General features: G+C 52.0%; 24 protein-coding genes. 14 read left to right on the forward strand and 10 right to left on the reverse strand.

The features are described from left to right. Window positions 1-41: 41 nt before the first annotated feature. Window positions 42-1259 (reverse strand): M24 family metallopeptidase, encoded by a 1218-nt coding sequence (locus FIV45_RS05580; RefSeq protein WP_099471401.1) that lies wholly within the window; start codon window positions 1257-1259, stop codon window positions 42-44. A gap of 184 nt (window positions 1260-1443) precedes the next feature. Here FIV45_RS05580 and FIV45_RS05585 point away from each other — a divergent pair, with 184 nt between their 5' ends. Together FIV45_RS05585 and FIV45_RS05590 are read left to right on the forward strand one after the other, a co-directional pair. After that, a complete protein-coding gene (locus FIV45_RS05585) occupies window positions 1444-2061 on the forward strand; it encodes a TetR/AcrR family transcriptional regulator (RefSeq protein WP_099471402.1) in 618 nt (205 codons plus the stop codon). A 109-nt stretch (window positions 2062-2170) separates the two neighbouring features. Further along, on the forward strand, window positions 2171-2590 hold the full coding sequence (locus FIV45_RS05590) for a YccF domain-containing protein (RefSeq protein ID WP_099471403.1): 420 nt from the start codon (window positions 2171-2173) through the stop codon (window positions 2588-2590). Between the two features lie 62 nt (window positions 2591-2652). On the opposite strand, the gene pcaF is transcribed toward FIV45_RS05590, so the two are convergent. From pcaF to paaG, 4 genes are all read right to left on the reverse strand, one after another. Next, window positions 2653-3858 (reverse strand): 3-oxoadipyl-CoA thiolase, encoded by a 1206-nt coding sequence (pcaF, locus tag FIV45_RS05595; RefSeq protein ID WP_099471404.1) that lies wholly within the window; start codon window positions 3856-3858, stop codon window positions 2653-2655. Continuing rightward, entirely contained in the window at window positions 3855-4292 is a 438-nt protein-coding gene (gene paaI / locus FIV45_RS05600; RefSeq protein ID WP_099471405.1) for a hydroxyphenylacetyl-CoA thioesterase PaaI, read from the reverse strand. Before paaI ends, pcaF begins: the two co-directional genes overlap by 4 nt. Then, a complete protein-coding gene (locus FIV45_RS05605) occupies window positions 4289-5806 on the reverse strand; it encodes a 3-hydroxyacyl-CoA dehydrogenase (protein WP_099471406.1) in 1518 nt (505 codons plus the stop codon). The genes paaI and FIV45_RS05605 overlap by 4 nt, the downstream gene beginning before the upstream one ends. A 73-nt stretch (window positions 5807-5879) precedes the next feature. Beyond that, window positions 5880-6671: a 2-(1,2-epoxy-1,2-dihydrophenyl)acetyl-CoA isomerase PaaG gene (gene paaG / locus FIV45_RS05610; protein ID WP_099471407.1), complete on the reverse strand. Its 792-nt coding sequence runs from the start codon at window positions 6669-6671 to the stop codon at window positions 5880-5882. Window positions 6672-6962: 291 nt separating this feature from the next. On the opposite strand from paaG, the gene paaN reads away from it, so the two are divergent. The 7 genes from paaN to FIV45_RS05645 all read left to right on the forward strand — a co-directional run bounded on the left by paaN (window position 6963) and on the right by FIV45_RS05645 (window position 11817). Continuing rightward, window positions 6963-8624 (forward strand): phenylacetic acid degradation protein PaaN, encoded by a 1662-nt coding sequence (paaN, locus tag FIV45_RS05615; RefSeq protein ID WP_099471408.1) that lies wholly within the window; start codon window positions 6963-6965, stop codon window positions 8622-8624. A 127-nt stretch (window positions 8625-8751) separates the two neighbouring features. Next, window positions 8752-9084, forward strand: coding sequence for a hypothetical protein (locus FIV45_RS05620; protein ID WP_099471409.1), 333 nt, complete (start codon window positions 8752-8754; stop codon window positions 9082-9084). Between the two features lie 32 nt (window positions 9085-9116). Further along, window positions 9117-9383 carry a DUF6460 domain-containing protein gene (locus FIV45_RS05625; RefSeq protein ID WP_099471410.1) on the forward strand — a complete coding sequence of 89 codons (267 nt, stop codon included), beginning with the start codon at window positions 9117-9119 and terminating at the stop codon, window positions 9381-9383. Between the two features lie 139 nt (window positions 9384-9522). Then, entirely contained in the window at window positions 9523-10116 is a 594-nt protein-coding gene (locus tag FIV45_RS05630; protein WP_099471411.1) for a YceI family protein, read from the forward strand. Window positions 10117-10137: 21 nt separating this feature from the next. Further along, complete coding sequence (locus FIV45_RS05635; protein ID WP_165776908.1) at window positions 10138-10707, forward strand: cytochrome b; 570 nt, start codon at window positions 10138-10140, stop codon at window positions 10705-10707. A gap of 25 nt (window positions 10708-10732) precedes the next feature. Beyond that, window positions 10733-11305: a YceI family protein gene (locus FIV45_RS05640; RefSeq protein WP_165776909.1), complete on the forward strand. Its 573-nt coding sequence runs from the start codon at window positions 10733-10735 to the stop codon at window positions 11303-11305. Window positions 11306-11445: 140 nt separating this feature from the next. Then, entirely contained in the window at window positions 11446-11817 is a 372-nt protein-coding gene (locus tag FIV45_RS05645; protein WP_099471414.1) for a DoxX family protein, read from the forward strand. A gap of 31 nt (window positions 11818-11848) precedes the next feature. Here FIV45_RS05645 and FIV45_RS05650 read toward each other — a convergent pair whose 3' ends face one another. Genes FIV45_RS05650 through FIV45_RS05660 form a run of 3 tightly spaced genes read right to left on the reverse strand, consistent with a single transcriptional unit; the run spans window position 11849 to window position 16773 of the window. Continuing rightward, the gene (locus FIV45_RS05650; RefSeq protein WP_165776910.1) at window positions 11849-13453 is read right to left on the reverse strand and encodes a SpoVR family protein; all 1605 of its coding nucleotides are present in this window, start codon (window positions 13451-13453) and stop codon (window positions 11849-11851) included. Further along, window positions 13454-14770, reverse strand: coding sequence for a YeaH/YhbH family protein (locus tag FIV45_RS05655; protein ID WP_099471415.1), 1317 nt, complete (start codon window positions 14768-14770; stop codon window positions 13454-13456). 56 nt (window positions 14771-14826) lie between these two features. Beyond that, window positions 14827-16773, reverse strand: a complete 1947-nt coding sequence (locus FIV45_RS05660; RefSeq protein ID WP_099471416.1) for a PrkA family serine protein kinase — start codon at window positions 16771-16773, stop codon at window positions 14827-14829. Between the two features lie 458 nt (window positions 16774-17231). Here FIV45_RS05660 and FIV45_RS05665 point away from each other — a divergent pair, with 458 nt between their 5' ends. Genes FIV45_RS05665 through FIV45_RS05675 form a run of 3 tightly spaced genes read left to right on the forward strand, consistent with a single transcriptional unit; the run spans window position 17232 to window position 19944 of the window. Next, on the forward strand, window positions 17232-18554 hold the full coding sequence (locus tag FIV45_RS05665) for a GntP family permease (protein ID WP_204602041.1): 1323 nt from the start codon (window positions 17232-17234) through the stop codon (window positions 18552-18554). Continuing rightward, window positions 18555-19541 carry a glycosyl transferase family protein gene (locus FIV45_RS05670; protein ID WP_099471417.1) on the forward strand — a complete coding sequence of 329 codons (987 nt, stop codon included), beginning with the start codon at window positions 18555-18557 and terminating at the stop codon, window positions 19539-19541. A gap of 10 nt (window positions 19542-19551) precedes the next feature. Continuing rightward, window positions 19552-19944: a VOC family protein gene (locus tag FIV45_RS05675; RefSeq protein ID WP_099471418.1), complete on the forward strand. Its 393-nt coding sequence runs from the start codon at window positions 19552-19554 to the stop codon at window positions 19942-19944. Between the two features lie 3 nt (window positions 19945-19947). Here the strand turns inward: FIV45_RS05675 and FIV45_RS05680 are convergent, their stop codons facing one another. Together FIV45_RS05680 and FIV45_RS05685 are read right to left on the reverse strand one after the other, a co-directional pair. After that, on the reverse strand, window positions 19948-21357 hold the full coding sequence (locus FIV45_RS05680) for an MATE family efflux transporter (protein WP_133118526.1): 1410 nt from the start codon (window positions 21355-21357) through the stop codon (window positions 19948-19950). Between the two features lie 162 nt (window positions 21358-21519). Further along, the gene (locus FIV45_RS05685) at window positions 21520-22047 is read right to left on the reverse strand and encodes a hypothetical protein (protein ID WP_099471420.1); all 528 of its coding nucleotides are present in this window, start codon (window positions 22045-22047) and stop codon (window positions 21520-21522) included. Between the two features lie 169 nt (window positions 22048-22216). Here FIV45_RS05685 and yaaA point away from each other — a divergent pair, with 169 nt between their 5' ends. Both yaaA and FIV45_RS05695 read left to right on the forward strand, forming a co-directional pair. After that, complete coding sequence (yaaA, locus tag FIV45_RS05690) at window positions 22217-22990, forward strand: peroxide stress protein YaaA (RefSeq protein ID WP_099471421.1); 774 nt, start codon at window positions 22217-22219, stop codon at window positions 22988-22990. A gap of 5 nt (window positions 22991-22995) precedes the next feature. Then, window positions 22996-23757 (forward strand): sulfite exporter TauE/SafE family protein, encoded by a 762-nt coding sequence (locus tag FIV45_RS05695; protein ID WP_204602043.1) that lies wholly within the window; start codon window positions 22996-22998, stop codon window positions 23755-23757. Window positions 23758-23786 lie beyond the last annotated feature (29 nt).

Raw genomic sequence — 23786 nt, forward strand, 5'->3', positions numbered from 1 at the left:
TCAGAGATGTGTCTGAACCGCGCGGGGGTATTTGTCTGAAATCAGGCTTCGTAGCCGAAAGGGTCGTCGATGCTGTGGCTTGGTTCGGTAAACCATTTTGGCCCGTCTTCAGTCATATAGAAATGATCTTCAAGCCGGACGCCAAACTCGCCGGGCACGCAGATCATCGGCTCGTTGGAGAAACACATGCCCGGTTTAAGCAAGGTGTCATCGCCGGAATTAAGATAGGGCCATTCGTGAATGTCCATGCCGATGCCGTGGCCGGTGCGGTGGGGCAGGCCGGGCAGTTTGTAATCGGGGCCGAGCTGATAGTCCGCCAGACAGGCGCGGGCCGCCAGGTCCACATCGCCACAGCGTGAGCCGACCTGGGCTTGAGCGAAGGCGGCGGCCTGGGCGGCTTTTTCAATATCCCAGATCTGGCGTTGGCGCTCATTTGGGGTGCCGTAGACATAGGTGCGGGTGATGTCGGAAATATAACCGTGCAGCTCGCAACCGGTGTCAATCAACACCATGTCGTTTTCTGCCAGAGCCTTGGGGTTTTTCACACCATGAGGGAAGGCGGAATCTTCACCGAACAGTACGATAACGAAATAGGACCCTTTGGGGGCGCCAACCTTGATATGGGCCTGATTGATGAAATCGGCGATTTCACCTGTGGTGATGCCGGGGCGCAGGATACGGGCTGCCGCCTTTTGTACCTCAAGGGTCATATCCTTGGCCCGCTGCATCAGGGCGATTTCCGCCGTCGACTTTATCTGACGGCAGGCAGCGGTGATGCAGACGCCGTTAATATAGCTGAACTCCGCGGCGGCGAGAGCGATGCCATTACTGATGAAATAGGGGGTGGATTCATCAACGGCAATGGTGCCGGATGTCAGGCCGAGATCATGCATCATCTGCTTGAACAGCAGATAAGGCGATTCATGTTCTTCCCATCCACGCACGGCACCTTTGACGCCCATGTAAAGTTCAAGGGTGCCGATCTCGAACATCGGGGCAATATAGGTGAGAGCGCCGCTTGCCGGGAGCAGAGCCCCGACCATACGTTCGCTGGGGTGCCAGTCTGTGCCGGTAAAATAGGACATGCTGGTTCCGGCGTTTAGATAAAGGGCATCAATCCCTTTTTCCTGCATCAGTTTTTGCGCCCGCGCGATCCGGGTGCTGTATTCTGCGGCGCCAATCGGGGAGATGTCCGCGGTCATATCCTGAAGTTTGTTCAGTTCGATTTCAGCGGAGGATCCGCCAATCCCTATACTCATTATATTGTTCCTCAAATTCCGAAAATTTGCAGGCATATTGACTGGATTTAAAGGGTAATGCAATGTTTTGTTTGGGGATTTGGATAAAATATTAATTATGCCGACTGTTCGGTCAATTCTTTGACTTTTAGGTCTGTTCGGCTAGTATGGAGGCTTTCTTACTCGAATATAAAGACTTTTTTCTATGGCGCGTAAACAAGCAGAAGATTATGATGACCGTCGTCGCAGTATCCTTGACAAGGCGGCGGAGCTTTTCGCAGACAAAGGGTATGCGCGTTCCTCTATTTCAGAGCTGGCGAAAGCCTGTGGCGCGTCGAAATCCTGGCTTTATCACTATTATCCCTCCAAGGAAGCGATCCTGTTTGATATCATGCGCCTGCATGTGATGGAGCTGGTGACCATGGCCGAGGCGGCCCTGGTGCATGACGGCACGCCAAAGGAAAAGTTCCAGATTTTGGCGCGCAATTTCATGAATATCTATGTCAACGCCGGATCGAAACATGTGATCCTGCTCAATGACAGGGGCTGTCTGCCGGACGAGATGCGCCGTGAGATACTGGGGTTGCAGGAACGGGTGGTTAATACAGTGGTTAAACTGGTTCTGGAGCTCAATCCGGGGCTGGACCGGTCACAGGACTATAAAAAGCCGGTGACGATGGCTTTTCTCGGCATGATCAACTGGACCTATATCTGGTTCCGTAAAGATGGTCCGGTCAGTCAGGAACAATTCGCGGATCTCGCCGTAGAAGTTTTCATGAACGGCTTTATGAGCCTTGATCCGGAAAAACTGCAGAGAATATGACTGGACGGATATGCCTGCAATCCACCAGTGCGCCGCTTGACTGAATTGTTATCGCCCCTATATGAAATAAGAGGGTACTGGGTGTAATCCCACAGGAAAGGGACAGGACATGTCTTTGATTTTGAATATTTTATGGCTGATCTTCGGCGGATTTTGCATGGCGGTGGGCTGGCTTCTGGTCGGTCTGATCATGGCGGTGAGCATTGTCGGCCTGCCGTGGTTTGTCGCCGCGATGAATATGGCGCATCTGAGTTTGTTACCTTTTGGCCGAGAGGTGGTCAATCGGGAAGTGTTGTCGGGTCAGCCTGATATCGGCACGGGCCCGCTGGGCGTCATTGGTAATATCATCTGGTTTTTGTTCGGCGGAATCTGGCTGGCGCTGGGGCATTTGTTTTGGGCGGTTGCCTTGGCGGTTACCATCATCGGTATTCCGTTTGCCTTTCAGCACCTTAAGCTTGCCGGACTGGCGCTGGCCCCGATTGGCAAGGTGGTGATCAACCGGGATCATATCCCCGCCGCACGTTATTAAGCGCGTGAAAGCAGACCATAAAAAAAGGCCTCCGAATTTCGGAGGCCTTTTGTGTTTTGGGCCTAGACCCGTTCGATGATCATGGCGATGCCCTGCCCTACGCCGATGCACATGGTGCAGAGCGCGTAACGGCCCTGACGGCGGTGCAGCTCATACATGGCGGTGGTCACCAGTCGGGCGCCGCTCATGCCGAGCGGATGGCCGAGCGCGATGGCGCCGCCATTGGGGTTAACATGTTCGGCATCATCTGCCAGCCCCAGATCCCGCATCACGGCGAGTCCTTGCGAGGCGAAAGCTTCATTCAGTTCGATCACGTCCATCTGATCGAGGGTCAGGCCGCACTGGGCCAACACCTTGCGGGAGGCGGGCGCCGGGCCAAAGCCCATGATGCGCGGGTCAAGTCCGGCGGTCGCCATGCCGACGACGCGGGCTTTCGGGGTCAGACCATATTTGACGGCGGCATCGGCGGAGGCGAGCAGCAAAGCACAGGCCCCGTCGTTGACGCCAGACGCATTACCGGCGGTCACGGAACCACCTTGGCGGAAGGGGGTGCCGAGTTTGGCCAGAGCTTCGAGTGTGGTGCTGGCGCGCGGATGTTCGTCTTTGCTAAAGATAATCGGATCGGCTTTGCGTTGCGGAATGGTCACCGGGGTGATTTCTTCATCAAAGCGCCCGGCGGCCTGGGCCGCTGCGGTTTTCTGTTGTGAGCGATAGGCGAAAAGATCCTGATCTTCACGAGAAACCTTGAATTCCTCGGCAACATTCTCGCCGGTTTCCGGCATGCTGTCGATGCCATATTGCTGCTTCATCAGCTTGTTGACGAAGCGCCAGCCGATGGTCGTGTCGAAGATCTCGGCAGAACGGGAAAAGGCTGTTTCGGCCTTGCCCATAACGAAAGGTGCACGGGACATGCTTTCAACGCCGCCGGAAATCATCAGGTCCACTTCGCCGGATTTGATGGCGCGGGCGGCGATGCCGGTGGCGTCCATGCCGGACCCGCAAAGCCGGTTGACGGTGGTGCCGGGCACGGTGACCGGCAGACCGGACAGCAGGCCGCTCATGCGGGCGACGTTGCGGTTGTCTTCGCCGGCCTGATTGGCGCAGCCGTAAATGATGTCATCAACGGCGGCCCAGTCGACAGTCGTATTGCGGTCCATCAGGGCTTTCAAAGGCACGGCGCCCAGGTCATCGGGGCGAACGGAGGACAGCGTGCCGGCGTAACGGCCGATCGGGGTGCGGATGGCGTCGCAGATAAAAGCGTCTCTCATGAATTTTCTCCTAGGATAGTGTCTTTTGTGGCGTGGGATTTCCCCCGGAAGGTGGCAATCAATTTGTCGTCCTGATTGGTGATCATGATGTCATAGATGCCCTGGCGCCCGCGCCCGCCCTGATATTGGGCCTTGGCGGTGAGTGTGTCGCCAGGAAAGGCCGGGGCGAGGAAATCGATGGAACAGCCGGAGGCCACGGTGACGATATTCTGGCTGTTGCAGGCATAGGCGAACACCGCATCGGCGAGAGCGAAAATAGCGCCTCCGTGGGCGCTGCCCATGACATTGCTCTTGTCCTTGGTGATGGTCATGCGCAGGGTGGCATGGCCTACACCGACATCGATAAATTCCATATCGAGTAACTTATCCAGGGTTTGGCGTCCTCTGAAAATCTCCGCGATTTTTTCAGCTTGTTGTTGGTCAGTCATACTCATAACAGGTCCTTTTCGGCAATTACGGCGCGGCGAATAAGAGGAGAAGTGCGATAGCGGTCTTCGCCGTAGAATGTTTTTAAACCATCGAGCACACTATACACATGGGTCAGGCCAATATTCTGGGCCCACTGCAGCGGACCACAAGGGTAATTGACGCCGTTGACCATGGCGGTGTCGACACCATCCGGGCTGGTGACGCCCTGATAGACGGCGTCGCTGCCTTCATTGGCCAGCATGGCGACAATACGCATGACAATAAGGCCGGGGCAGTCATCAATGACCGATACCTGTTTGCCCAATGCCTGGAAGAAACCGACGGCGGTGGCGAGGTTTTCCTCTGTCACCTGATCGCCCTTGGCGATGGCAATGCGGCTGGCCGCGGTATAATCGAGCGCCAGGTCAAAGACCACGGCGGGCTGATCCAGAACATGGCTGATTTCAGAGGCCGGTGTACCGTCTGTCAGCAAAACAAGCGTTCCATTGATCATAAAGCCCGTCAGGTTCTCGGCGTCTTCTTCGGTCACGGTTATACCGGCCTCCTTGGCGAGATCCACCAGTGGACGCAACAAAGGATTATCGCCGAGCAGGGTAATTTCGCTCGGGGCAGGGGCGGCATCTGCAGTGTGTGGGGCAACAGGCGCGGCGCCTTCGCGGTAATCGTAATAGCCCTGACCGGATTTGCGGCCAAAGCGCCCGGCGGCAACCTGTTCCTGTTGTATCAGGGACGGGCGGTAGCGGGAATCCTGATAGTAAGCATTATATACGGATTGGGTGACGGAGAAATTGATATCATTGCCAATCAGGTCCATCAGCTCAAACGGGCCCATGCGGAAACCACCGGCTTCGCGCAGACAACCGTCGATGGTGGGAATATCCGCACCGCCTTCCTGCAGGATACGCAGGGCTTCGGCATAGAAGGGCCGGGCGACGCGGTTGACGATAAAACCGGGGGTGGATTTGGCGTGAACGGCTTTCTTGCCCCAGGCGACGGCGGTGTCAAAAGTGGTTTCCGCCACCTCGGCGTCGGTGGCCAGGCCCTTGATGATCTCGACCAGTTTCATGATCGGGGCGGGGTTGAAGAAATGCATGCCGACCATGCGTTCCGGGCGCTTTAACGTGGCGGCGATTTCGGTGATCGAGATCGACGAGGTGTTGGAGGCGAGAATCGCATCCTCCGCCAGGATATCTTCCAGTTTGCCGAATACGGAGCGTTTAATGTCGAGATTTTCCACAATCGCTTCAATCACCAGTTTGGCGGGGGCCAGATCTTCGAGCGCTGTCGCCCGGTGAATGCGACCGAGAATTTCATCGCGTGTCGCCGCGTCAAGGCGGCCTTTTTCCACGGAACGGGCGGTGATTTTCTCAATCTGGGCGATGCCGCGATCAATGGCGTCGGCGGCGGTGTCGAAGAGATATACTTCATGGCCGGCGGTGGCGGCGACCTGGACGATGCCGGCGCCCATGGTTCCGGCGCCGATAACGGCAATAGGGTGTGAAGCGGCAAGTGCGGTCATAGCAGGGGTCCTGATTTTATTTTAAGTATAAAATTATTTAGGCCTTTTCACGGCCAAATTCAACAAAATTTGCTCACTTTCCGGTAAAATCGGGTTTGCGCTTGGCGAGAAAGGCGGCGACGCCTTCCTGATAATCGTCAGAATATCCGGCTTCGCGCTGGTAATCACTTTCGATTTGCAGCTGACCATTAAGATCATTATCGAAACTGGCGCGCAGGGCTTTCTTGATCAGTGACAGGCCGAGGGTGGGCTGCGTGGTGAAGTCCTGGGCCTGTTTGGTGGCGACGGTCATCAGATCCTCGTCCTCCACGGCTTTCCAGATCATACCCCAGTCTTCGGCCTGTTCCGCCTTGATCGCTTCACCGGTGAGGGCGAGACCCATGGCGCGGGCGTTGCCCACCAGACGCGGCAGGATATAGGTGCCGCCGCTGTCAGGGATCAGGCCAATCTTGCAGAAGACCTGAATGAATTTGGCTGACTTGGCGGCGAAAACCATGTCACAGGCCAGTGCCAGATTGGCTCCGGCGCCCGCCGCGACGCCGTTAACGGCGCAAATTACCGGCATTGGCAGGGCCGCCAGACGTTTGATCAGCGGGTTATAATTCTGATCGACAGACTCGGACAGGTCACGACGGCCATCGCCCGGCTTTACCGCCCGGTCGTTCAGATCCTGTCCGGCGCAGAAACCGCGACCATTGCCGGTCAGCAGCAAACACCGCACGCTCGGATCGCTTTCGACGATGTTCATGGCGTGGCGTACTTCCTCATGCATTTCGCTGGTGAAGCTGTTCAGGCTGTCCGGGCGATTAAGGGTCAGGGTCGCCAGGCCGTCTGACAGGGTAAAGGTGATATTGTTATATGACATGCGTGAATCCAATCTGTTGTCGTCTTCTGGTGCCGTAATTTTTTGCCGCCACTTCACGGGGCGCTGTAGTGTATCATAGCGGAGCGTATCGGGACTTGTGGAATTTATTTAAGCTATTTATCTTGAATTAACCAACCGCTCGGTCTATTAATTACAAATACGGAGAGAGTCGTCAATCAATATGTTAAATAAAACGCGCGCCTCATCTGTAAATTATTGTTTGCTTATGCTAATATCTGGCGCGCCTTTGACCGGGAAAAGCCGGTAAAACCTTCAGCAGGAGAATAAACCATGTCACACTCTGCCCTCTTTGACCGTCATAAGGACACCTTGGATCAGGCCATCAAAGCCAGTCGCACCCGCGAATATTGGACAGCTTATCCCGAAATGCCAAGCCCCAAGGTTTACGGCGAGACCGCCAGTAAAGACGGAGAGGCGGCGTTTAAATCCTATCTGAATAAAGCATTTGATGTGGATCAGCCAGGCGCCATCGGCACTGTTGGCGCCGAAAAATCACCTTACGGGTTTGATCTTGGCGTCACCTATCCGAAAGTCGATGTCAATGCACTGGTGTCCGAAGTCGAGGCATTGCGCGGCGATTGGGCGAAAGCATCCATCGAAGCCCGCACCGGCGTCTGCCTTGAAATTCTGCATCGCATCAACCGGCGCAGTTTCGAAATGGCCTTTGCCGTCATGCACACCACCGGACAAGCCTTTATGATGGCGTTTCAGGCCGGGGGCCCCCACGCCCAGGACCGGGGACTGGAAGCCGTGGCCTACGCCTATGAAGATATGGCCCGCACCCCGGCCGTGGCCCGTTGGGAAAAACCGCAGGGCAAGCGCGATCCGATCGTCATGGAAAAACATTTCACTGTCGTGCCGCGTGGTATTGGTCTGGTAATTGGCTGTTCCACTTTCCCGACCTGGAACAGTTATCCTGGCCTGTTCGCCAGTCTGGTGACCGGCAACGCGGTTATTGTCAAACCGCATCCTGGCGCCATTCTGCCGCTGGCGATTACAGTCGCAATTTGCCGTGACGTTTTGAAGGAAGAAGGCTTTAACCCGAATCTGGTGACTTTGGCCGCCGACAGCGCCGAGGCGCCATTGGCGAAAGATCTGGCGCTGCGTCCGGAAGTCAAGCTGATCGACTTCACCGGCAGCACCACATTTGGCGATTGGCTGGAAGATAACGCCCGCCAGGCCCAGGTTTATACGGAAAAAGCCGGGGTTAACTGCGTGATCATCGATAGCACCGATAACTTCCGGGGTCTGGTCAGCAACCTGGCCTTCACTTTAAGTCTTTATTCCGGTCAGATGTGCACCACGCCGCAGAATATTTTCATCCCCGAAGGCGGCATTGAGACAGAAGACGGTCACAAGTCCTTTGACGAGGTGGCGGCGGCGCTGGCGACAGGAGTTGAAAAACTCAATGGCGACGATGAACGCGCCTGTGCAATCCTCGGCGCGATCCAGAGCGAGGCGACTCTGGAACGGCTCGAAAGCTATGGTAAAGGCGACAATGTGGTTCTGGCCTCACACGCTGTTCCGATGGCCGGATTTGATCAGGCCACCATTCGCACGCCGCTGATCCTGAAAGCGACGGACGAGAGTTCCTACAGCAGCGAACTGTTTGGTCCGATTTCTTATGTGGTGCCGACGAAAAATACGGCCGACAGCCTTGGCATTGTGGAAGACAGCGTTAAAAATAATGGCGCCATCAGCTTTGGCATCTATTCCACTTCGGAAGAGGTGCTGAATCAGGCGGAAGAGGTCGCCTGCAACAGCGGTGTTGCGGTGTCCTTCAATCTGACCGGCGGTGTTTATGTCAATCAGACTGCCGCCTTCAGTGATTTTCATGCCACTGGCTGCAATCCAGCTGCCAATGCAGCCTTGTCGGATACAGCTTATGTGTCCAATCGTTATCGTGTTGTGCAGAGCCGCAAACACGTATAAAAGATAAGTTTATCAGTTAAATGCAATCCCCGATGGCAAATTACCGTCGGGGATTGTTTTTTTGTCATATTAAGATTAATCTGTGCCAAACAATAAAGTTTTATCAAAAAAAATGAACGGGCAGAGGATGTTACTGAAAGTCGCTAAAATATTGTTGGGGGCTGGTATTGTGATGGGTCTATCCGCTTGTAATAAGCTGGATGAAACCCATAAGGATACAATCGAGTATCGGTTGATCAAGAGCTTTGAAGGTGAAAAACCTGAATTGAGGCAACAGATTACCGAAGTCGTTAATGAGGCCAAGGCCGACCATTATAAATCTGCACTGAACAAGCTGGCATTAATATCGGCCAGCCATACATTGACCCGGGAACAGAAAAAAGCGGTTGATACCATCGTGCGTCAGTTACGCTACGATATGGAAGAAAAAATATTTACCAAACAGACGTCCAAACAATGATGGACGTTTTTTAAAACTGCGGGAGTGGACTGTTGAATAAATCGACCCTACATGTTGTCTGGAAACTGGTCATTGTATCCTTGCTTGTCGGTCTGGCGCTGGATTTTTTCGATGTCAGCCCGGTGGATCTCATTCATGATATTCCGGATACTGTGGCGCAGGTCTTTGATGCGGTTGTCCGGGCCATACAATGGGGTGGTAAATATGTCCTGCTGGGTGCGATCATCGTGGTGCCGGTCTGGCTGCTGATGAATATTGGCAACCTTAAAGGAAAATTCAGAAACAAAAACAAGCCGTGAATTTCGAAAAAACTATATTTTGCTTCCTCTCCATCACAAAAGCTTGATGAGGACCTGAAGCGGGAAATGATATAGTATGCCGACGACTGTATGAGGTTTTAAGCACGACCGGTTAATCAAGCAGAAGAAGAGTATTATCATGAGAAGATTTGTTCGGGCCATAATTTTGTTGGGCATGATGACATGGGGAAATGTGGCGCATGCAGAAACGGGGATCGGCCGTGAAGTCTACCAGTTTGATCAATCGCACACAAATATCATGTGGTTTGCCAATCACATCGGTTATTCTCAGTCCATGGGCCAGTTTATGGATTTCGACGGGGAAATTATTCTTGATCATGACCAGCCAGAGCAGAGTTCTGTCCGCGTCACCATCAATACAGCCAGTATTATGACCGGTCTGCCGAAGTTTGACGCACATTTGAAAAGTGCCGATTTTTTCGATGTGGAGAAACACCCGACCGCGACTTTTGTCAGTAAGGAGGTTACCTTGCTGGGAGACAGTAAGGCCAAGGTTAAAGGGGAGTTTACGCTCCTCGGTCATACGAAGCCTCTGGTTCTGACCGTCCGGTTGAACAAACGGGGTATGGATATTCAACGTAATATTCACCGCACCGGCTTTTCGGTGATCACAACGGTGAAACGGTCACTATGGGGCATGAAATCATATCTGCCTTTCGTGGGAGATGAGGTTAAAATAAAGATCGAGGCGGAAGCCCTGATTAAACAATAAAATGGTATGGAGCAGGTTGGAATGGCGATTAAGAATTCAGATAGTTCATATGGTAGTGTTGCGAAAATATTTCATTGGGGCATGTTCCTGTTGATTTTAACGTTGGTTGTTGTCGGGTTTTATATGCATGGGTTGCCGGCGGATACGCCGGAGCAGGCAACGTATAAATTCGGATTTTATGACCTGCATAAGGCCTTTGGTATATTAGCGCTTATTCTGGTGGCGTTGCGATTGGGCTGGCGTCTGTCGAATCCGGTGCCGAAAATGCCGGAAAATATGCGTAAAATCGAATTGTTCAGTGCGCATGCCATGCATGTTCTGTTGTATGTTCTGATGTTTGCTCAGCCAATATCCGGCTGGTTGAGAAGCTCTTACGGCGGACATGCAGTGGAAATGTTTGGTCTGAAAATCCCGGCGCTTGTCGGTAAAGACAAGGCGATGGAGCATTTTTTCCATGAAGCGCACGAGGTATTGGCTTTCGCCCTGATTGCGGCGTTCTTTCTGCATGTAGGAGCGGGGCTCTATCATCATTTTGTCCGTAAAGACGATGTGTTGAGGCGGATGTCGCCCCATGGGGCGCCTTCTGAATAACCCCCTGCGGGGAATGAATGAGGCCATGATGCGATATTTATATCTTATACTCTGTGTTTTGTTGTCCCAAACGGTGCGGGCAGGAACAGAAGATATGATCTGGCATATGACGCCGGAAGACAGCCATATCGGGTTCAGGGTGAATATCCAGGGCACAGAATCTGATGGTGTTTTTCCTAAATTTACCAGCCGCATCGTCTTCGACCCGGCAAATCTGGATGACAGCCGGGTCGAGGTAGTGATTGATCTGTCAAAGATTGAAGCAACCTATCAGGATGTGGAAGAGAACCTGCCTAAAGAAGCCTGGTTTGATGTGGCGCGTTTTCCGATTGCCACTTTTAAGGGGGGGCAGTTTCAGGCGCTGGGAAACAAGATGTACAGCGTGACAGGCCAATTGACGATACGTGATGTGACCCGGGCCGAAACATTACATTTCAGCCTGCTGGAATATGGCGCAGATCTGGCGCGGATTGAAGGTAAGATGAAGATCAGCCGTCTTGATTACGGTGTCGGGCAAGGCGACTGGTCGACCGTTTCATTTGTCGGGAAAGATGTGTTTCTCGACGTGGCGCTGACAGCCACGCGTCGGTCAAAATAATTCTCTTAATCTTCGGCATATATCGAAATGTTTGGAATCTAACATTTTTTTGTTATAGTGCGCCTTTGGGACAATATCATTAAGGGCTGTGACCAGACGGTTTGGTCGAATAAAAAGCTTCCAGAGAATGGTGTAATAATATGGACGGGGATCGTTTAATAGGAATTGCCTTGTGGGTGTTGAGCTTCGTTCTGGCCATTGTCTTTTTTTACAATGGCATCGGGAAACTGGCTGGTTCTTCATTTCAGGTGGAAAAATTTGAGGCGCTGGGCCTGCCCCATTATCTGTTGACGGTGGTGGGGGCGTTGGAATGTATCGGCGCTTTGATGCTAACAGTACCGCGGCTGGCGATGGGGGGTAGCTTAATTCTGAGCCTGATTATGGCCAGCCATGCGGGGCTTAATATTATACATGATAACAATCTGCCGGTTTACCGGGCGCTTGTGATCATTTCCATGTTGGCGGGCATCAGTTACTTGCGGTACCGTCGGTCCCCGAACAGAACCAAATAAACGTCTTCCGGCAAAGCCACAGGCCAACATTTCAGCTTTGTTTTTCTTCCGCATAGGTTTTTATCACCTTGCCGCTGGGATCAATGCTATTGAGGCTTACATCATACCCCCAGAGCCGGTGAATGTGTCGGACAACCATTCGGGCCTGTTTCTCGTTGAGAGGGATCTCATGGCTCATGCTGTGGGAAAGCACCATAGAACGATTGCCGTGTAAATCGACTTTCGCCACCTGAATATCCAGATCTGTATTGGCAACAGAATATTGCGCCGCCAGAGCCGACCTGACCGCCCGGTAGCCCTGTTCATTATGGATGGCGTTCACCAGGAAGTGAGACTGGGTCATATCGTCATGCAGATTGAAGAGGCGGAATTCCCGGATCAGATGGGGGCTGAGATACTGCAGAATGAAACTTTCATCCCGGAAATTGCGCCAGGCCTCTTTCAGGGTTTCAATCGCTTTGTTGTTGCCGGCAAAATCGGGGAACCACTCACGATCTTCGTCTGTGGGATTCTCGCAGATACGCTCTATATCCTTCATCATGGCGAACCCCAGCGCATAAGGATTGATCCCGTTATAGTAAGGGGTATCGAAATCCGGCTGGGCGACAACGCGGGTGTGAAAATCGATAAACTCCAGCATCGCGCCTTCGGTGATCTGCCCGGTATCATATAACCGGTTCATGATGTGATAATGCACGAAACAGGCGCAGCCTTCATTCATCAGTTTGGTCTGGCGCTGAGGATAAAAATATTGCGCCAGAGAACGGACGATCCGTAATATTTCACGTTGCCAACTGTCCAGAATAGGACTGTGTTTTTCCAGAAAATACAACAGGTTGGATTCGGGAAGTCCGAGTTTCTGAGCCAGATCACGTTCGATGGCGTCGATTTCTTCGTTATTTTTTTTGGTGGTTTCCGGTAGAGTGCGCCACAGTTCGCTATATTGTGAACGTTCATATTCCTCCCGGTCAATTTGCCGCTGGCGTTGGGCGGCAATATCGAGTTTCTGGCGCCGGGTGAATTTGTCGATCCCCTGATCCCGCAGGGCATGGGCGGAATCGAGGATCTTTTCGACTTCTTTTTTGCCGTGGCGCTCTTCACATTTGGCAATATAGTTCTTGGCAAATTGAAGATATTCGAGGATGGCGTTGGCGTCTGTCCACTGTTGGAACAGATGATTGTTTTTAAAGAAGTGGTTATGGCCGAATGCGGCATGGGCCATCACCAGCGTTTGCATGGTCATGGAGTTTTCTTCCATGATATAACAGATGCAGGGATTTGAATTGATGACGATTTCATAGGCGAGACCGCTGAACCCTTTCCTGTAGCTGGTTTCATCACGGAGGAAGCTCTTGCCAAAGGACCAGTGATTATACATCATCGGCATGCCGACAGAAGAATAGGCGTCAAGCATCTGTTCCGAGGTGATGACCTCAATCTGGGTGGGATAGACATCAAGCCTCATTTCTTCCAGAGCAATTTTCTCAATGGCCTGGAAGCAATTGTCGACTTTCGTGAAATCCCATTCGGCCCCCTCGAAAATGGGAGCCATGGCCGCTTTTCGGGTCACGGTTTTCTTGCGGGCAGGGGCTTGAGATTTAGGCCCCGTGGCGCCATTTGATTTTGGTGCAGCCATTTAAGCGTCCTTGGTTTCTTTGTTTTTGGCAAACAGGTCATGCAGAACCGGGAAAATATCTGCGGCTTTGGTGACTTTCTTGACAGCGAAGTTTTCATGGGTCTGACGTATTTCATCATAAACCTGCCACAGGCGGGTCAGGTTGCTGTCGTCGGAAAACATTTCTGCTTCATGGGTGTCCCAGACCTCCACGTAGGCGAAATACTGACATATTGGCAGGATTTCTTCGGTCAGAAGTTTTCGGCAGTGGGCGTTGTCACTGTTCAGGTTATCCCCGTCAGAGGCTTGCGCGGCGTAGATGTTCCAGTCTGCCGGGGGATAGCGATCAATGATGACCTGTTGCATGACCTCAAGGGCGGTGGACACAATGGTGCCGCCGGTTTCCCTTGAATTGAAAAAGGTGTCTTCATCGACTTCACTGGCCAGATGGGTATGGCGAATGAAAACCACATCGACTTTCTTATATTGCCGATCCAGGAAAAGATGCAGCAGCATGAAAAACCGTTTGGCCAGTTCCTTATGTACTTCCCCCATGGATCCGGACACATCCATCAGGCAAAACATGACCGCGTGAGAGTTGGGTTTTTCCACCTCGGTGAAGCTGGTATAGCGCACATCCAGCGGATCAATGTAAGGCACAACCTTGCGTTTCCGCTTCAGGACCTCAAGCTCTTCCAGAAGGGCGACCAGTTCTTTCTTTTGCTTGTCTGTGGACCGTTTACGGGCGCGCAGGGCCGTTATTTTATCTTCCAGGTCGGCGATATCTTTGTCGCTGGGGCGGCGCAGACACAGTCGGCGCGCCAGACTGTTGCGCATGGTCAACTTCAGATTAAGGTTGCTGGGGGAACCCTGTTTTTTGTACCCCGCGCGAAGATATTCATGAACCACTTCTTCTTTAATGGATTTCTTGACAAAATCGGGCAGAGCCATGTCTTCGAAGAAAATATCGAGGAATTCCTCGCGGGTGAGGGTGAACTGGAAACTGTCTTCACCTTCACCGTCTTCACTGGCTTCCCGTCCGCCCTGACCGCCGCCCTGGGGAGGCGGGCGTTTTATTTTGTCGCCGGCCATAAACTCTTTGTTGCCGGGCAGAACGCGATCGCGCACGCCATGTTTGCTGTCGCCAACAAGGCGGGGTTCATGTAATCCATCTGAAGGAATTTTAATACGTTCACCACCGTCGGTATTACTTATTTTTCGACTTTTGATCGCGTGATCGACAGCTTCCTTGATCTGTTTTTTCGCCCGATCCATGAAGCGCTGGCGATTGGACAGACTTTTGCCTTTAGGGTTAAGTCTTCGGTCGATGATATGCATATTCTACCCTTACTTTGCGAGACATGATCTCCATTCAGTTAATGGTTTCGACGGGATTATCCGGCTTTATTGACCCTCATATACCACTCAACCAGACGGTGAACCTGACGTTCACTGTAGCCGCGTTCGGTCAGGCGAGAGACAAACTCATGATGCTTGTGTTCTGTATCCTTGTCTTTTTTGGATCCGAAGCTGATCACAGGCAGCAGGTCCTCGACACTGCTGAACATGCGTTTTTCGATCACTTGGCGCAGTTTCTCATAAGACGTCCATTTGGGGTTCTTGCCGGCGTTGTTGGCCCGGGCCCTGAGGGTGAATTTCACCACTTCATTGCGGAAATCCTTAGGATTGGAAATGCCGGCAGGTTTTTCGATCTGCGACAATTCCTGATCAAGTATCTTGGTGTCGAGCAGCTGCCCGGTATCCGGATCCTTGAAGTCATGACCTTCTATCCAGCTGTCGGCATAGGAGATATATCGATCGAACAGATTCTGGCCAAAGTCGCCATATGATTCCAGATAGGCTTTCTGGATTTCATTGCCGATAAATTCGGCATAACGGGGGGCCAGTTCGGCCTTGATGAAATTGAGATATTTCTTCTCGGTTTCTTCCGGAAGCTGTTCGCGCAGCAAGGCCTGTTCCAGGCAGTACATCAGGTGAACCGGATCGGCCGCGACTTCCTGGGTGTCGTAGTTGAAGGTTTCGGCCAGAACCTTAAAGGCGAAGCGGGTGGAAATCCCGTCCATGCCTTCATTAACGCCTGCGGCATCTTTATATTCCTGCATGGGCTTGGCTTTGGGGTCGACATCCTTCAGGTTTTCCCCGTTATAGACCCGCATTTTTGAATAGAGGTTTGAATTTTCATGTTCCTTCAGGCGGGTGAGAATGCTGAAGCGCGCCATCATGTCCAGGGTTCCCGGGGCACAATGGGTTTTATCAAGTTCCGAACTTTTCAGAAGTTTCTCATAAATCTTGTTTTCTTCTGTATATCGCAGACAATAAGGCACCTTGATCACATAGACGCGGTCGATAAAGGCTTCATTATTTCGGTTGTTTTTAAAGGTCTGCCATTCGGATTCATTGGAATGGGCGAGAATAATACCCTGGAAAGGAATGGCGCCCATGTTTTCCGTGCCGATGTAATTGCCTTCCTGGGTGGCGGTCAGCAGAGGATGCAACATCTTGATCGGCGCCTTGAACATTTCGACGAATTCCAGAATGCCCTGAGTCGCGGTATTCAGGCCGCCACTATAAGAATAGGCGTCGGTATCATTCTGGGAGAAATATTCCAGTTTACGAATGTCAACCTTGCCGACCAGAGTTGAAATATCCTGATTGTTTTCATCGCCGGGTTCGGTTTTGGCGATACAGATCTGGCGCAGTTTTGACGGATGCATTTTGACAACGCTGAACTTGGAAATATCACCGCCAAATTCATCGAGTCTTTTCAGGGCCCAGGGGGACATCAGACCGGTCAGACGGTGCCGGGCAATATTGTATTTCTCCTCCAGCAACTCGCCCATGGTTTCAGGATTGAACAACCCCAGGGGCGATTCGAAAATAGGACTGATCTGGTCGCCAGCCTTCAGGACATAGATGGGTTCTTTTTCCATGATCGCTTTAAGCTGTTCGGCAAGAGAGGATTTCCCCCCGCCAACAGGGCCAAGAAGATAGAGAACCTGCTTGCGTTCTTCCAATCCCTGAGAGGCATGTTTGAAAAAGCCGACGATGCGTTCGATGGTTTCTTCCATGCCGTAAAAATCTTCAAACCCTTTATAGCGTTTAATGGTTCGATTCATGAATATCCGGCCCATGCGTTCGTCCTTGGCCGTGTCGAACATTTCCGGCTCTCCGATAGCATGAATCATGCGCTCGGCGGCAGAGGCGTACATCATGGGATCTTCCCGGCACCCTTTAAGATATTCTCGCAGGGAAAGCTCGGCTTCTTTTGCTGAATCATAATGGCTGGAATAAAGATCAAAAATATTTTGTTCGGCGGACATAGGCAACTCCAATAAAATTAGGTTGAAGGTATTGCCAGTTCAGAAACATTACTACTGTGAGCGGTAAACAAAGCTGCTCTACTCTGTTCTGACAACAGTCAGGAGAGAAGTTGCGCCTATATTAAGTGTTCAATCCATATGTTGGAAAGTGGACTATGCGTCGCAACCTCCCTCCCCATAAATCGCTATTATTGGCGATTGTTGAACTTATTTTTCTATGAGCTTAAATGGTAAAAGCTAATAGTTAAAATTTGATTAGCTACATGGTTAACACATTAAAAAGTTAAACACAATTTGGTGATATCCATGTTTGGCATCATATCATAGAATATAAATTCTTACAATTGTATTAGGTGTTTATTATATTTGATAATCTTAGTAAGGGATATTTTTTGTAAAATCGGGTATGGTTTTGCAATGGTTAATAATAGGTAAAAAAGAACGAACGGGGAGTTTTAATGACATTGAGCATGATCGGGTTGTTGGGTGGATTGGGGTTGTTGATTTATTTTACCTTGCGGGGGATGAATATTTTGATTGCCGCCCCTTTATGTGCGCTTGTTGTGGCCTTGACCAGTGGTATTCCTCTTATGCCGCCTTTAACGGACGGGGCGGCCAGTTTTACGGCCGATTATATGACCGGTTTTGCAGCTTTTCTGAAAGACTGGTTTCTCGTATTTTTGCTGGGGGCCATGTTTGGTAAAGTGATGGAAGTCAGCGGCGCGGCGGACAGTGTCGCCCATTGGGTTGTCCAGAAACTGGGCATGCGGCATGCGGCATTGGCGGTAATTCTGGCCTGCGCCATTTTGACATACGGCGGGGTGAGTGTTTTTGTCGTGGCATTCTCGGTATTTCCCATGGCGCTCAGCCTGTTTAAAGAAGCCAATCTGCCGCGACGTTTTATTCCGGCGGCGCTGGCCTTCGGGTCGGTGACTTTCACCATGACTTCGGCGGGGTCTGTGGAAATCCAGAATTTTCTGCCGATGGAACATCTGGGAACGACTCAGTTTGCCGGCTGGCGGGTCAGTATTGTGGTTGCGCTTTTCATGGCTTTTACGGGCATTTGGTGGTTCGAACGCATGATGGCGCGCGCGGTGGCCAATGGGGAATGTTTCGACGAACGGGCCGATGATCCGGCGCAGAAAAGCTATGACAATTTACCCAATCCCTTGTTGGGGCTGGTGCCGCTGGGTCTGGTGCTGGGAACCTCGTTCTATTTCAGTGTCATTTTGCATTTCGGCAAGTCTTCTCTGATCGTGGCGTTGCTGGTCGGGTTGCTAACGGCTATAGGGATTTACTGGAAAAAATTTACCAATCTGGGGGTGGCGTTATCGACGGCGACCTTTGGCGCGCTGATTGCGATTTCCAATACCTGCGCCGTGGTGGGCTTTGGCAGCATAGCAAAGTTGACGCCGGCATTTCATGACGCGCTGGCTTTCATGACGGCCATTCCGGGCAATGGTCTGATTGGCGCGGCGGTGGCGATCAGTGTCATTGTGGCGTTGACCGGTTCGGCGTCTGGCGGGCAGGCGATCGCTCTGCCATTGATTGCGCCCCATTATACAGATGCCGGTGTTGACCCGGACGCGTTGCACCGGGTGATTGCCATCACGTCTGGCGGGCTTGATTCTCTACCGCATAATGGGTATGTGGTGACGACGATCCGGGCCATTTGCGGGGAAACCCATCGCACGGCCTATCTGCCTTTGGCGGCCTTGACCGTGGTGATTCCCTTCGTCGGGGCGATTTTGGCGATCGCTCTGTTTATTTTAGGATTATAGATGACCAACAGTTATGCGGAAATCATTCGTACTCTGGGGCGCGGCCCCACAAATTCGCGCCACCTGACCATAGAGGAAGCCGAGTATGCCTTCCGCGGGGTAATGTCCGGTGAGATGTCCGATCTTCAGGTGGGCGCGCTGTTGCTTCTGTTGCGGTACCGCAGTGAAAGCCCGGCGGAACTGGCGGGCATTGTTGCGGCAATCCGGGCGCAGATAGGGGGGGATACAAAGGCCGCGTGGCAGGATATCATCGACTGGCCGAGCTATTCTTCCGGTAAAAGCCGGCGTCTGCCGTGGTTTTTGTTATCGGCGAAACTGTTGGCGGACAATGGTTACAAAATTTTCATGCATGGATTTAACAGTCATCTGGAAAATGGTTTACTGACCGAAGAATGTCTTCCGGCGATCGGGGAGGCACCGCTGACGTCGGTGGATGCCGCGAATAAACATCTGGCTGCTCATAATTTTGCCTATCTGCCCCTGCGGTGTTTTGCGCCTAAATTACAGGAGCTGCTGGAAATAAGGTCGGTGCTCGGGGTGCGGTCTATCGTCAACACGGCTGTGAAGCTGGTGAACCCGTTACAGGCGCAGTTGATCTTCCTCGGTATTTTTCATCCGGCGTATATTACATTGAACATGGAGGCGGCGGCGTTGCTCGGACAGCCGGGGCTCGGGGTGATTAAAGGCGGCGGGGGCGAGGCGGAACGCAATATCCAGAAGCCGATCAAGCTGTTCAAGATCAGTGGTGATCAAGAAACCACCAGCCAATGGCCGGCACTTCTGCCGGGGAAGGATAAATCGGATTATCCGGTGACGGTCGAATATCTGACCCGTATCTGGCAAGGGGAAACCCGGAATGACTATGCCAGCGCGATGATAACCGGAACGGCGGCGCAGGCATTGTTTCTGTCTGGTGCGGCATCGACTGTTGAGGCGGCGGAAGATCTTGCCCAGACCTATTGGGCCACTCATTTGCAAAAACCATAAAGGATTACTCATGACAAAAGTTGTCGGTTTTGGGGGTGTTTTTTTCAAGGCACAAGACCCGGAGGCCTTGCGGGCGTGGTATACAACGCATCTCGGGCTGGAATTTGATGCATGGGGTTCGGTCAGCTTCCGCTTTCCGGAAGCTTCGCCAGCCGGCCGGGATGTTTATGCAGTATGGAGCCCGTTCAAGGCGGATACCGAGTATTTTAGCCCCAGTAAAGGATCATTCATGTTTAATTTCCGGGTCGATGATCTGGATGGCATGTTGGATAAACTGATAGCCGAAGGGGTGGAAGTCTTGCCGGATCGGGTGGACGAGGACGGCTGCGGTCGGTTCGGCTGGGCGGTTGATCTGGAAGGAAATAAAATCGAATTCTGGCAACCACCGCTCCTGGAACGGTAATAGCTACTCGGCGGGGCTTTGCTTCAGGGTGCCTTCCGGCGTGTCCGGCGCGAGCTGCCGTACTGTTTTCATAACCCAGTAATAGGCAATGATACCCGCCAGAATATTGGAAATACTGGAAGCCGCAATCAGGTAATTCAGTTCCCCGAAGACGAGTGACGCCAGCAGGACGAGTGGGAACTGGAAAATTGCCACGCGCAGGGTCGACACCACCACGCCGGGCAGGGGTTTGCCGATGCCGTTAAAGGTGGCGTTGGCGGTCATGACGAAGCCGTAGGCGCCGTAGGAAACCGGTACAATATACAGATAATGATTGGCGACTTGCTGGATGGCGACATCATCGCCGAACTGCATGGTGATATAAGGGCCGATCACCGCGATGAATGCCGCCAGAACAGCGCCGAAAATCAGGGTGAACATTGCGCATTGTTTCAGGGCCTGTTCGATGCGGTCATGGCGTTGCGCCCCAAGGTTTTGTCCGACAAAGGGGCCAATGACAGCGGAAAGGGCATAAAAGGCGATGATCGTGACAGATTCAATGCGGCTGGCGAGATTGACCCCTGCCACCGCATCATTGCCGTAGCGTGCGACAATGGCAATCAGAACGCTGCCCGCCATGGGAATAATCATGTTGGTGCCCATAGCCGGCAGTCCGACATGGATAATCTTGCGATATGAGTCCCCGAAATGACTGATCACCTCTTTCGTGATTTTTAGAACATGAAAACGATAGGTAAGGTAATAAATCACTGCCGCCAGGGTCCCGGCGCGGGTAATCAGGGTTGCCAGAGCCGCCCCGGCCATTTCCATTCGCGGGAAACCAAACAGGCCAAAAATCATGATCGGATCGAGAATAACATTGGCCATGGAGGCGATGATCATCAGTTTGCCCTGGAGCGAGGTGTCACCCAACGCCCGCATCACGCCCATGGCGACCATGGGTACGATCATAAAGATGGGTGACCAATACCAGACCTCCATATATTCCCGGATCAGAGGCAGGGTCACCTCGTCGGCGCCCAACAGGGTAAAAAGCGGATCAATGGTCAGCAGGCCAACCACAGTAAAGATCAGAGAGATTATGACGGAAAGTATAAAGCTGTTGGTGGCGAGCCGGACCATTTCGGTATGATCATCCTTGCCCGATGCCCGGGCAAGCACGGAAGACGTCCCGGCGCTGAGGCCGATAGAGGCAGAGATGATGATCATGATGATCGGCCCGACAAAGCCGAGGGCAGCCAGTTCTGCGGATCCCAATTCGCCTATAAAATACGTATCGGCAAGAATAAATCCCATGGAAGCGGAGATGCCGATTATCATCGGAGAGGCCATGCGGATCAGGTGTTTATGTATTGGCCCCTGGGTCAGATCAACGCGAGTATTTCTGTGTTGCGTGCTTTTGGTGTCTGACAATGGGGTCCCTAATCCTTAATTTCCGCATTTGTATAGGCTGAATAGATGGGGCGTTTCCTCCAAACTGTCAATAGAAGACTGACACTTTTTCGTGAGCGTCGTCAGGAAGCTTCTGGTCATGGCAAGGGGAGGGCGATGCGGTGACAGTAAACTGTCCCCGGATCAGATGGCATAGGATGGTTTTGTGAATTTCCGGTAGAACATCTGGTCGGTAGCAGGAACCGCACATGGCGTGCAGTTGTCCAGCCGGTGAAGACTGAAGGTCATATTTCCCTGTGACCCGGTCAGATGGGTGAATTCCAAGGCGTGGTAACGGGCTTGCATGATATATTTTTCATCACAAAAATCATTCAACATGCAACAGGCAAGGGACATATTACCGGCCTGGAAATTAGAGAAGATATTCAGGAGGGTCAGTTCATCCGGACTCAGGCCGCCTTTGAGAGGACAACTGATATCAATGGTGCGCTTGGCGCCGAAACTTAAGGCATACATGAAATGGGCAAGGAGAGTGCTTGCCTCGGGCACCTTGTAATGGCTATAGGCCCGGCTGATGTCATCCTGTACAGGCGCCTTGCGAATATAACCCAACACCCAGGTGCGCAACGACCAGAGTAACAACTGTTCCGTGGATGTCAGATCCGAGGTGACCAGGGTGACTTTTTTTGGCGTCAGATAAACCAGTTTCATAGGTGGCTCCCAATGAGGATTTAATATAATAATGATTATTAATAGCAATTATTCGATATGTCAAGAAAATATGATCTGCACGGTATTGTCTTTTGGACGTGAGACTTGCTATGGTGAGTTCCTGGCAGCAAAGCCGCAACAATAAGCCCCGATTCAGGAATAAAGACATATGTTGGTTGTTACGTCCCCCGCTAAAAAACTCGATTTTTCAGAAGATGTCACCCGGTCCAGCTGGACAGTGCCGGATTTTCTTGACGACAGCAGCATCCTGATCGAGGCGGCGAAGAAGCTTACCCGGGATGATCTGATGAAACTGATGAAAATCAGCGAAAATCTGGCGGAGCTGAATTATAATCGCTATCGGTCATTTTCTCTTCCTTTTACGCCGACCAATGCCAAACAGGCGGTGTTCGCATTCACCGGCGATACCTATGTCGGGTTGGATGCGGACAGCCTTGATGAGGATGACCTTGCTTACGCGCAGGATCATTACCGGATCCTGTCAGGGTTATATGGTTTGTTGCGGCCTCTGGATCTGATGCAGCCATACCGCCTGGAAATGGGAAAAAAGGTGGCGACTGAGAAAAGCAAAAATCTTTATGAATTCTGGGGAGACAAGCTGACCGAAGCCCTGAATGAACAGATGAAGGCGCAAAATACAGATATTTTGGTGAATTGCGCCTCTAATGAATATTTTAAAGCAGTTCATGTCAAAAAACTTGAAGGGCGGGTTATTACACCGGTATTCAAGGAAGTCAAAGAAGGGCACGCGCGGATGATCGGCATGTTTGCAAAGAAAGCCCGGGGTATGATGGCGCGTTATATCATTCAGAACCGTGTTGAACAGGCTGAGGAACTTAAAAGATTTAATCTGGGGGGGTATAAATTCCAACCCAGCCTCTCAGATGAAACGACACTTGAATTTCATCGGGTTACGGGGTAGGCGGGGTGACAGACCCTTTATGGTTTTATTTGCTGGCAGTGCCGGTGGTGCTGTTGGTGGGGATATCCAAAGGCGGGTTTGCCGGTGGTCTGGGCACTTTGGCGGTGCCATTATTGACCCTTATGGTTGACCCGCGAATGGCGGCGGCGATTATGTTGCCGATCCTCTGCGCCATGGATATTTTCAGCGTCTGGGAATACCGCCGGGCCTGGGACAGGGAAACCCTGAAAATCCTGATTCCGGGGGCCGTTTTGGGCATTGTGATCGGGGGGCTGACATTTCACGTGATGAATGGCGATATGATCCGGATCATCGTCGGGGCGATGTCAGTCTATTTTGTTGCCAATTATTGGTTTGTTCAGAGACGTAGGGGGGTGGTGGCGCCACAGCCTCAGAATGCTCTGCGCGGCGGTATCCTTGGGGGAATGAGCGGTTTTGCAAGCTTCATCGCGCACGCAGGCGGACCACCATTGTCGCAATATCTTTTTCCGTTGCAGCTCGACAAGACCCGTTTGGTGGGAACCTCGGTGATGTTTTTCATCATCGTCAATTATGTCAAGCTGATCCCTTATGCCTGGCTTGGACAACTGTCTTTTGAAAATCTGAAAATATCGCTTTATCTGCTGCCTTTTGCGCCTTTGGGGGTGTGGCTTGGCATCTGGTTGCATAACCGGGTGTCCAATCGGTTCTTTTATATCGTGGCCTATCTGTTGCTTTTCCTGGTAGGGGTAAAACTGTTGGCGGAGGGATTATACGCGTTAGTTTAGACGGTTTGACTGTCAAAACCACCTCTGTA

The organism is Paremcibacter congregatus (genome assembly GCF_006385135.1).
GTDB classification, from domain to species: Bacteria; Pseudomonadota; Alphaproteobacteria; order Sphingomonadales; family Emcibacteraceae; genus Paremcibacter; species Paremcibacter congregatus.

What these genes read in the sequence shown, in the direction of transcription:
- FIV45_RS05620 (WP_099471409.1), top strand. Translation starts at nt 8,752, where the DNA reads ATGTTACTGAAAGTCGCTAAAATATTGTTGGGGGCTGGTATTGTGATG.
- yaaA (WP_099471421.1), top strand. Translation starts at nt 22,217, where the DNA reads ATGTTGGTTGTTACGTCCCCCGCTAAAAAACTCGATTTTTCAGAAGAT.
- FIV45_RS05655 (WP_099471415.1), bottom strand. Translation starts at nt 14,770, where the DNA reads ATGCATATCATCGACCGAAGACTTAACCCTAAAGGCAAAAGTCTGTCC.
- FIV45_RS05685 (WP_099471420.1), bottom strand. Translation starts at nt 22,047, where the DNA reads ATGAAACTGGTTTATCTGACGCCAAAAAAAGTCACCCTGGTCACCTCG.
- FIV45_RS05580 (WP_099471401.1), bottom strand. Translation starts at nt 1,259, where the DNA reads ATGAGTATAGGGATTGGCGGATCCTCCGCTGAAATCGAACTGAACAAA.
- paaG (WP_099471407.1), bottom strand. Translation starts at nt 6,671, where the DNA reads ATGTCATATAACAATATCACCTTTACCCTGTCAGACGGCCTGGCGACC.
- FIV45_RS05665 (WP_204602041.1), top strand. Translation starts at nt 17,232, where the DNA reads ATGACATTGAGCATGATCGGGTTGTTGGGTGGATTGGGGTTGTTGATT.
- paaN (WP_099471408.1), top strand. Translation starts at nt 6,963, where the DNA reads ATGTCACACTCTGCCCTCTTTGACCGTCATAAGGACACCTTGGATCAG.
- FIV45_RS05630 (WP_099471411.1), top strand. Translation starts at nt 9,523, where the DNA reads ATGAGAAGATTTGTTCGGGCCATAATTTTGTTGGGCATGATGACATGG.
- pcaF (WP_099471404.1), bottom strand. Translation starts at nt 3,858, where the DNA reads ATGAGAGACGCTTTTATCTGCGACGCCATCCGCACCCCGATCGGCCGT.
- FIV45_RS05650 (WP_165776910.1), bottom strand. Translation starts at nt 13,453, where the DNA reads ATGGCTGCACCAAAATCAAATGGCGCCACGGGGCCTAAATCTCAAGCC.
- paaI (WP_099471405.1), bottom strand. Translation starts at nt 4,292, where the DNA reads ATGAGTATGACTGACCAACAACAAGCTGAAAAAATCGCGGAGATTTTC.
- FIV45_RS05675 (WP_099471418.1), top strand. Translation starts at nt 19,552, where the DNA reads ATGACAAAAGTTGTCGGTTTTGGGGGTGTTTTTTTCAAGGCACAAGAC.
- FIV45_RS05635 (WP_165776908.1), top strand. Translation starts at nt 10,138, where the DNA reads ATGGCGATTAAGAATTCAGATAGTTCATATGGTAGTGTTGCGAAAATA.
- FIV45_RS05645 (WP_099471414.1), top strand. Translation starts at nt 11,446, where the DNA reads ATGGACGGGGATCGTTTAATAGGAATTGCCTTGTGGGTGTTGAGCTTC.
- FIV45_RS05640 (WP_165776909.1), top strand. Translation starts at nt 10,733, where the DNA reads ATGATGCGATATTTATATCTTATACTCTGTGTTTTGTTGTCCCAAACG.
- FIV45_RS05670 (WP_099471417.1), top strand. Translation starts at nt 18,555, where the DNA reads ATGACCAACAGTTATGCGGAAATCATTCGTACTCTGGGGCGCGGCCCC.
- FIV45_RS05590 (WP_099471403.1), top strand. Translation starts at nt 2,171, where the DNA reads ATGTCTTTGATTTTGAATATTTTATGGCTGATCTTCGGCGGATTTTGC.
- FIV45_RS05660 (WP_099471416.1), bottom strand. Translation starts at nt 16,773, where the DNA reads ATGTCCGCCGAACAAAATATTTTTGATCTTTATTCCAGCCATTATGAT.
- FIV45_RS05605 (WP_099471406.1), bottom strand. Translation starts at nt 5,806, where the DNA reads ATGACCGCACTTGCCGCTTCACACCCTATTGCCGTTATCGGCGCCGGA.
- FIV45_RS05585 (WP_099471402.1), top strand. Translation starts at nt 1,444, where the DNA reads ATGGCGCGTAAACAAGCAGAAGATTATGATGACCGTCGTCGCAGTATC.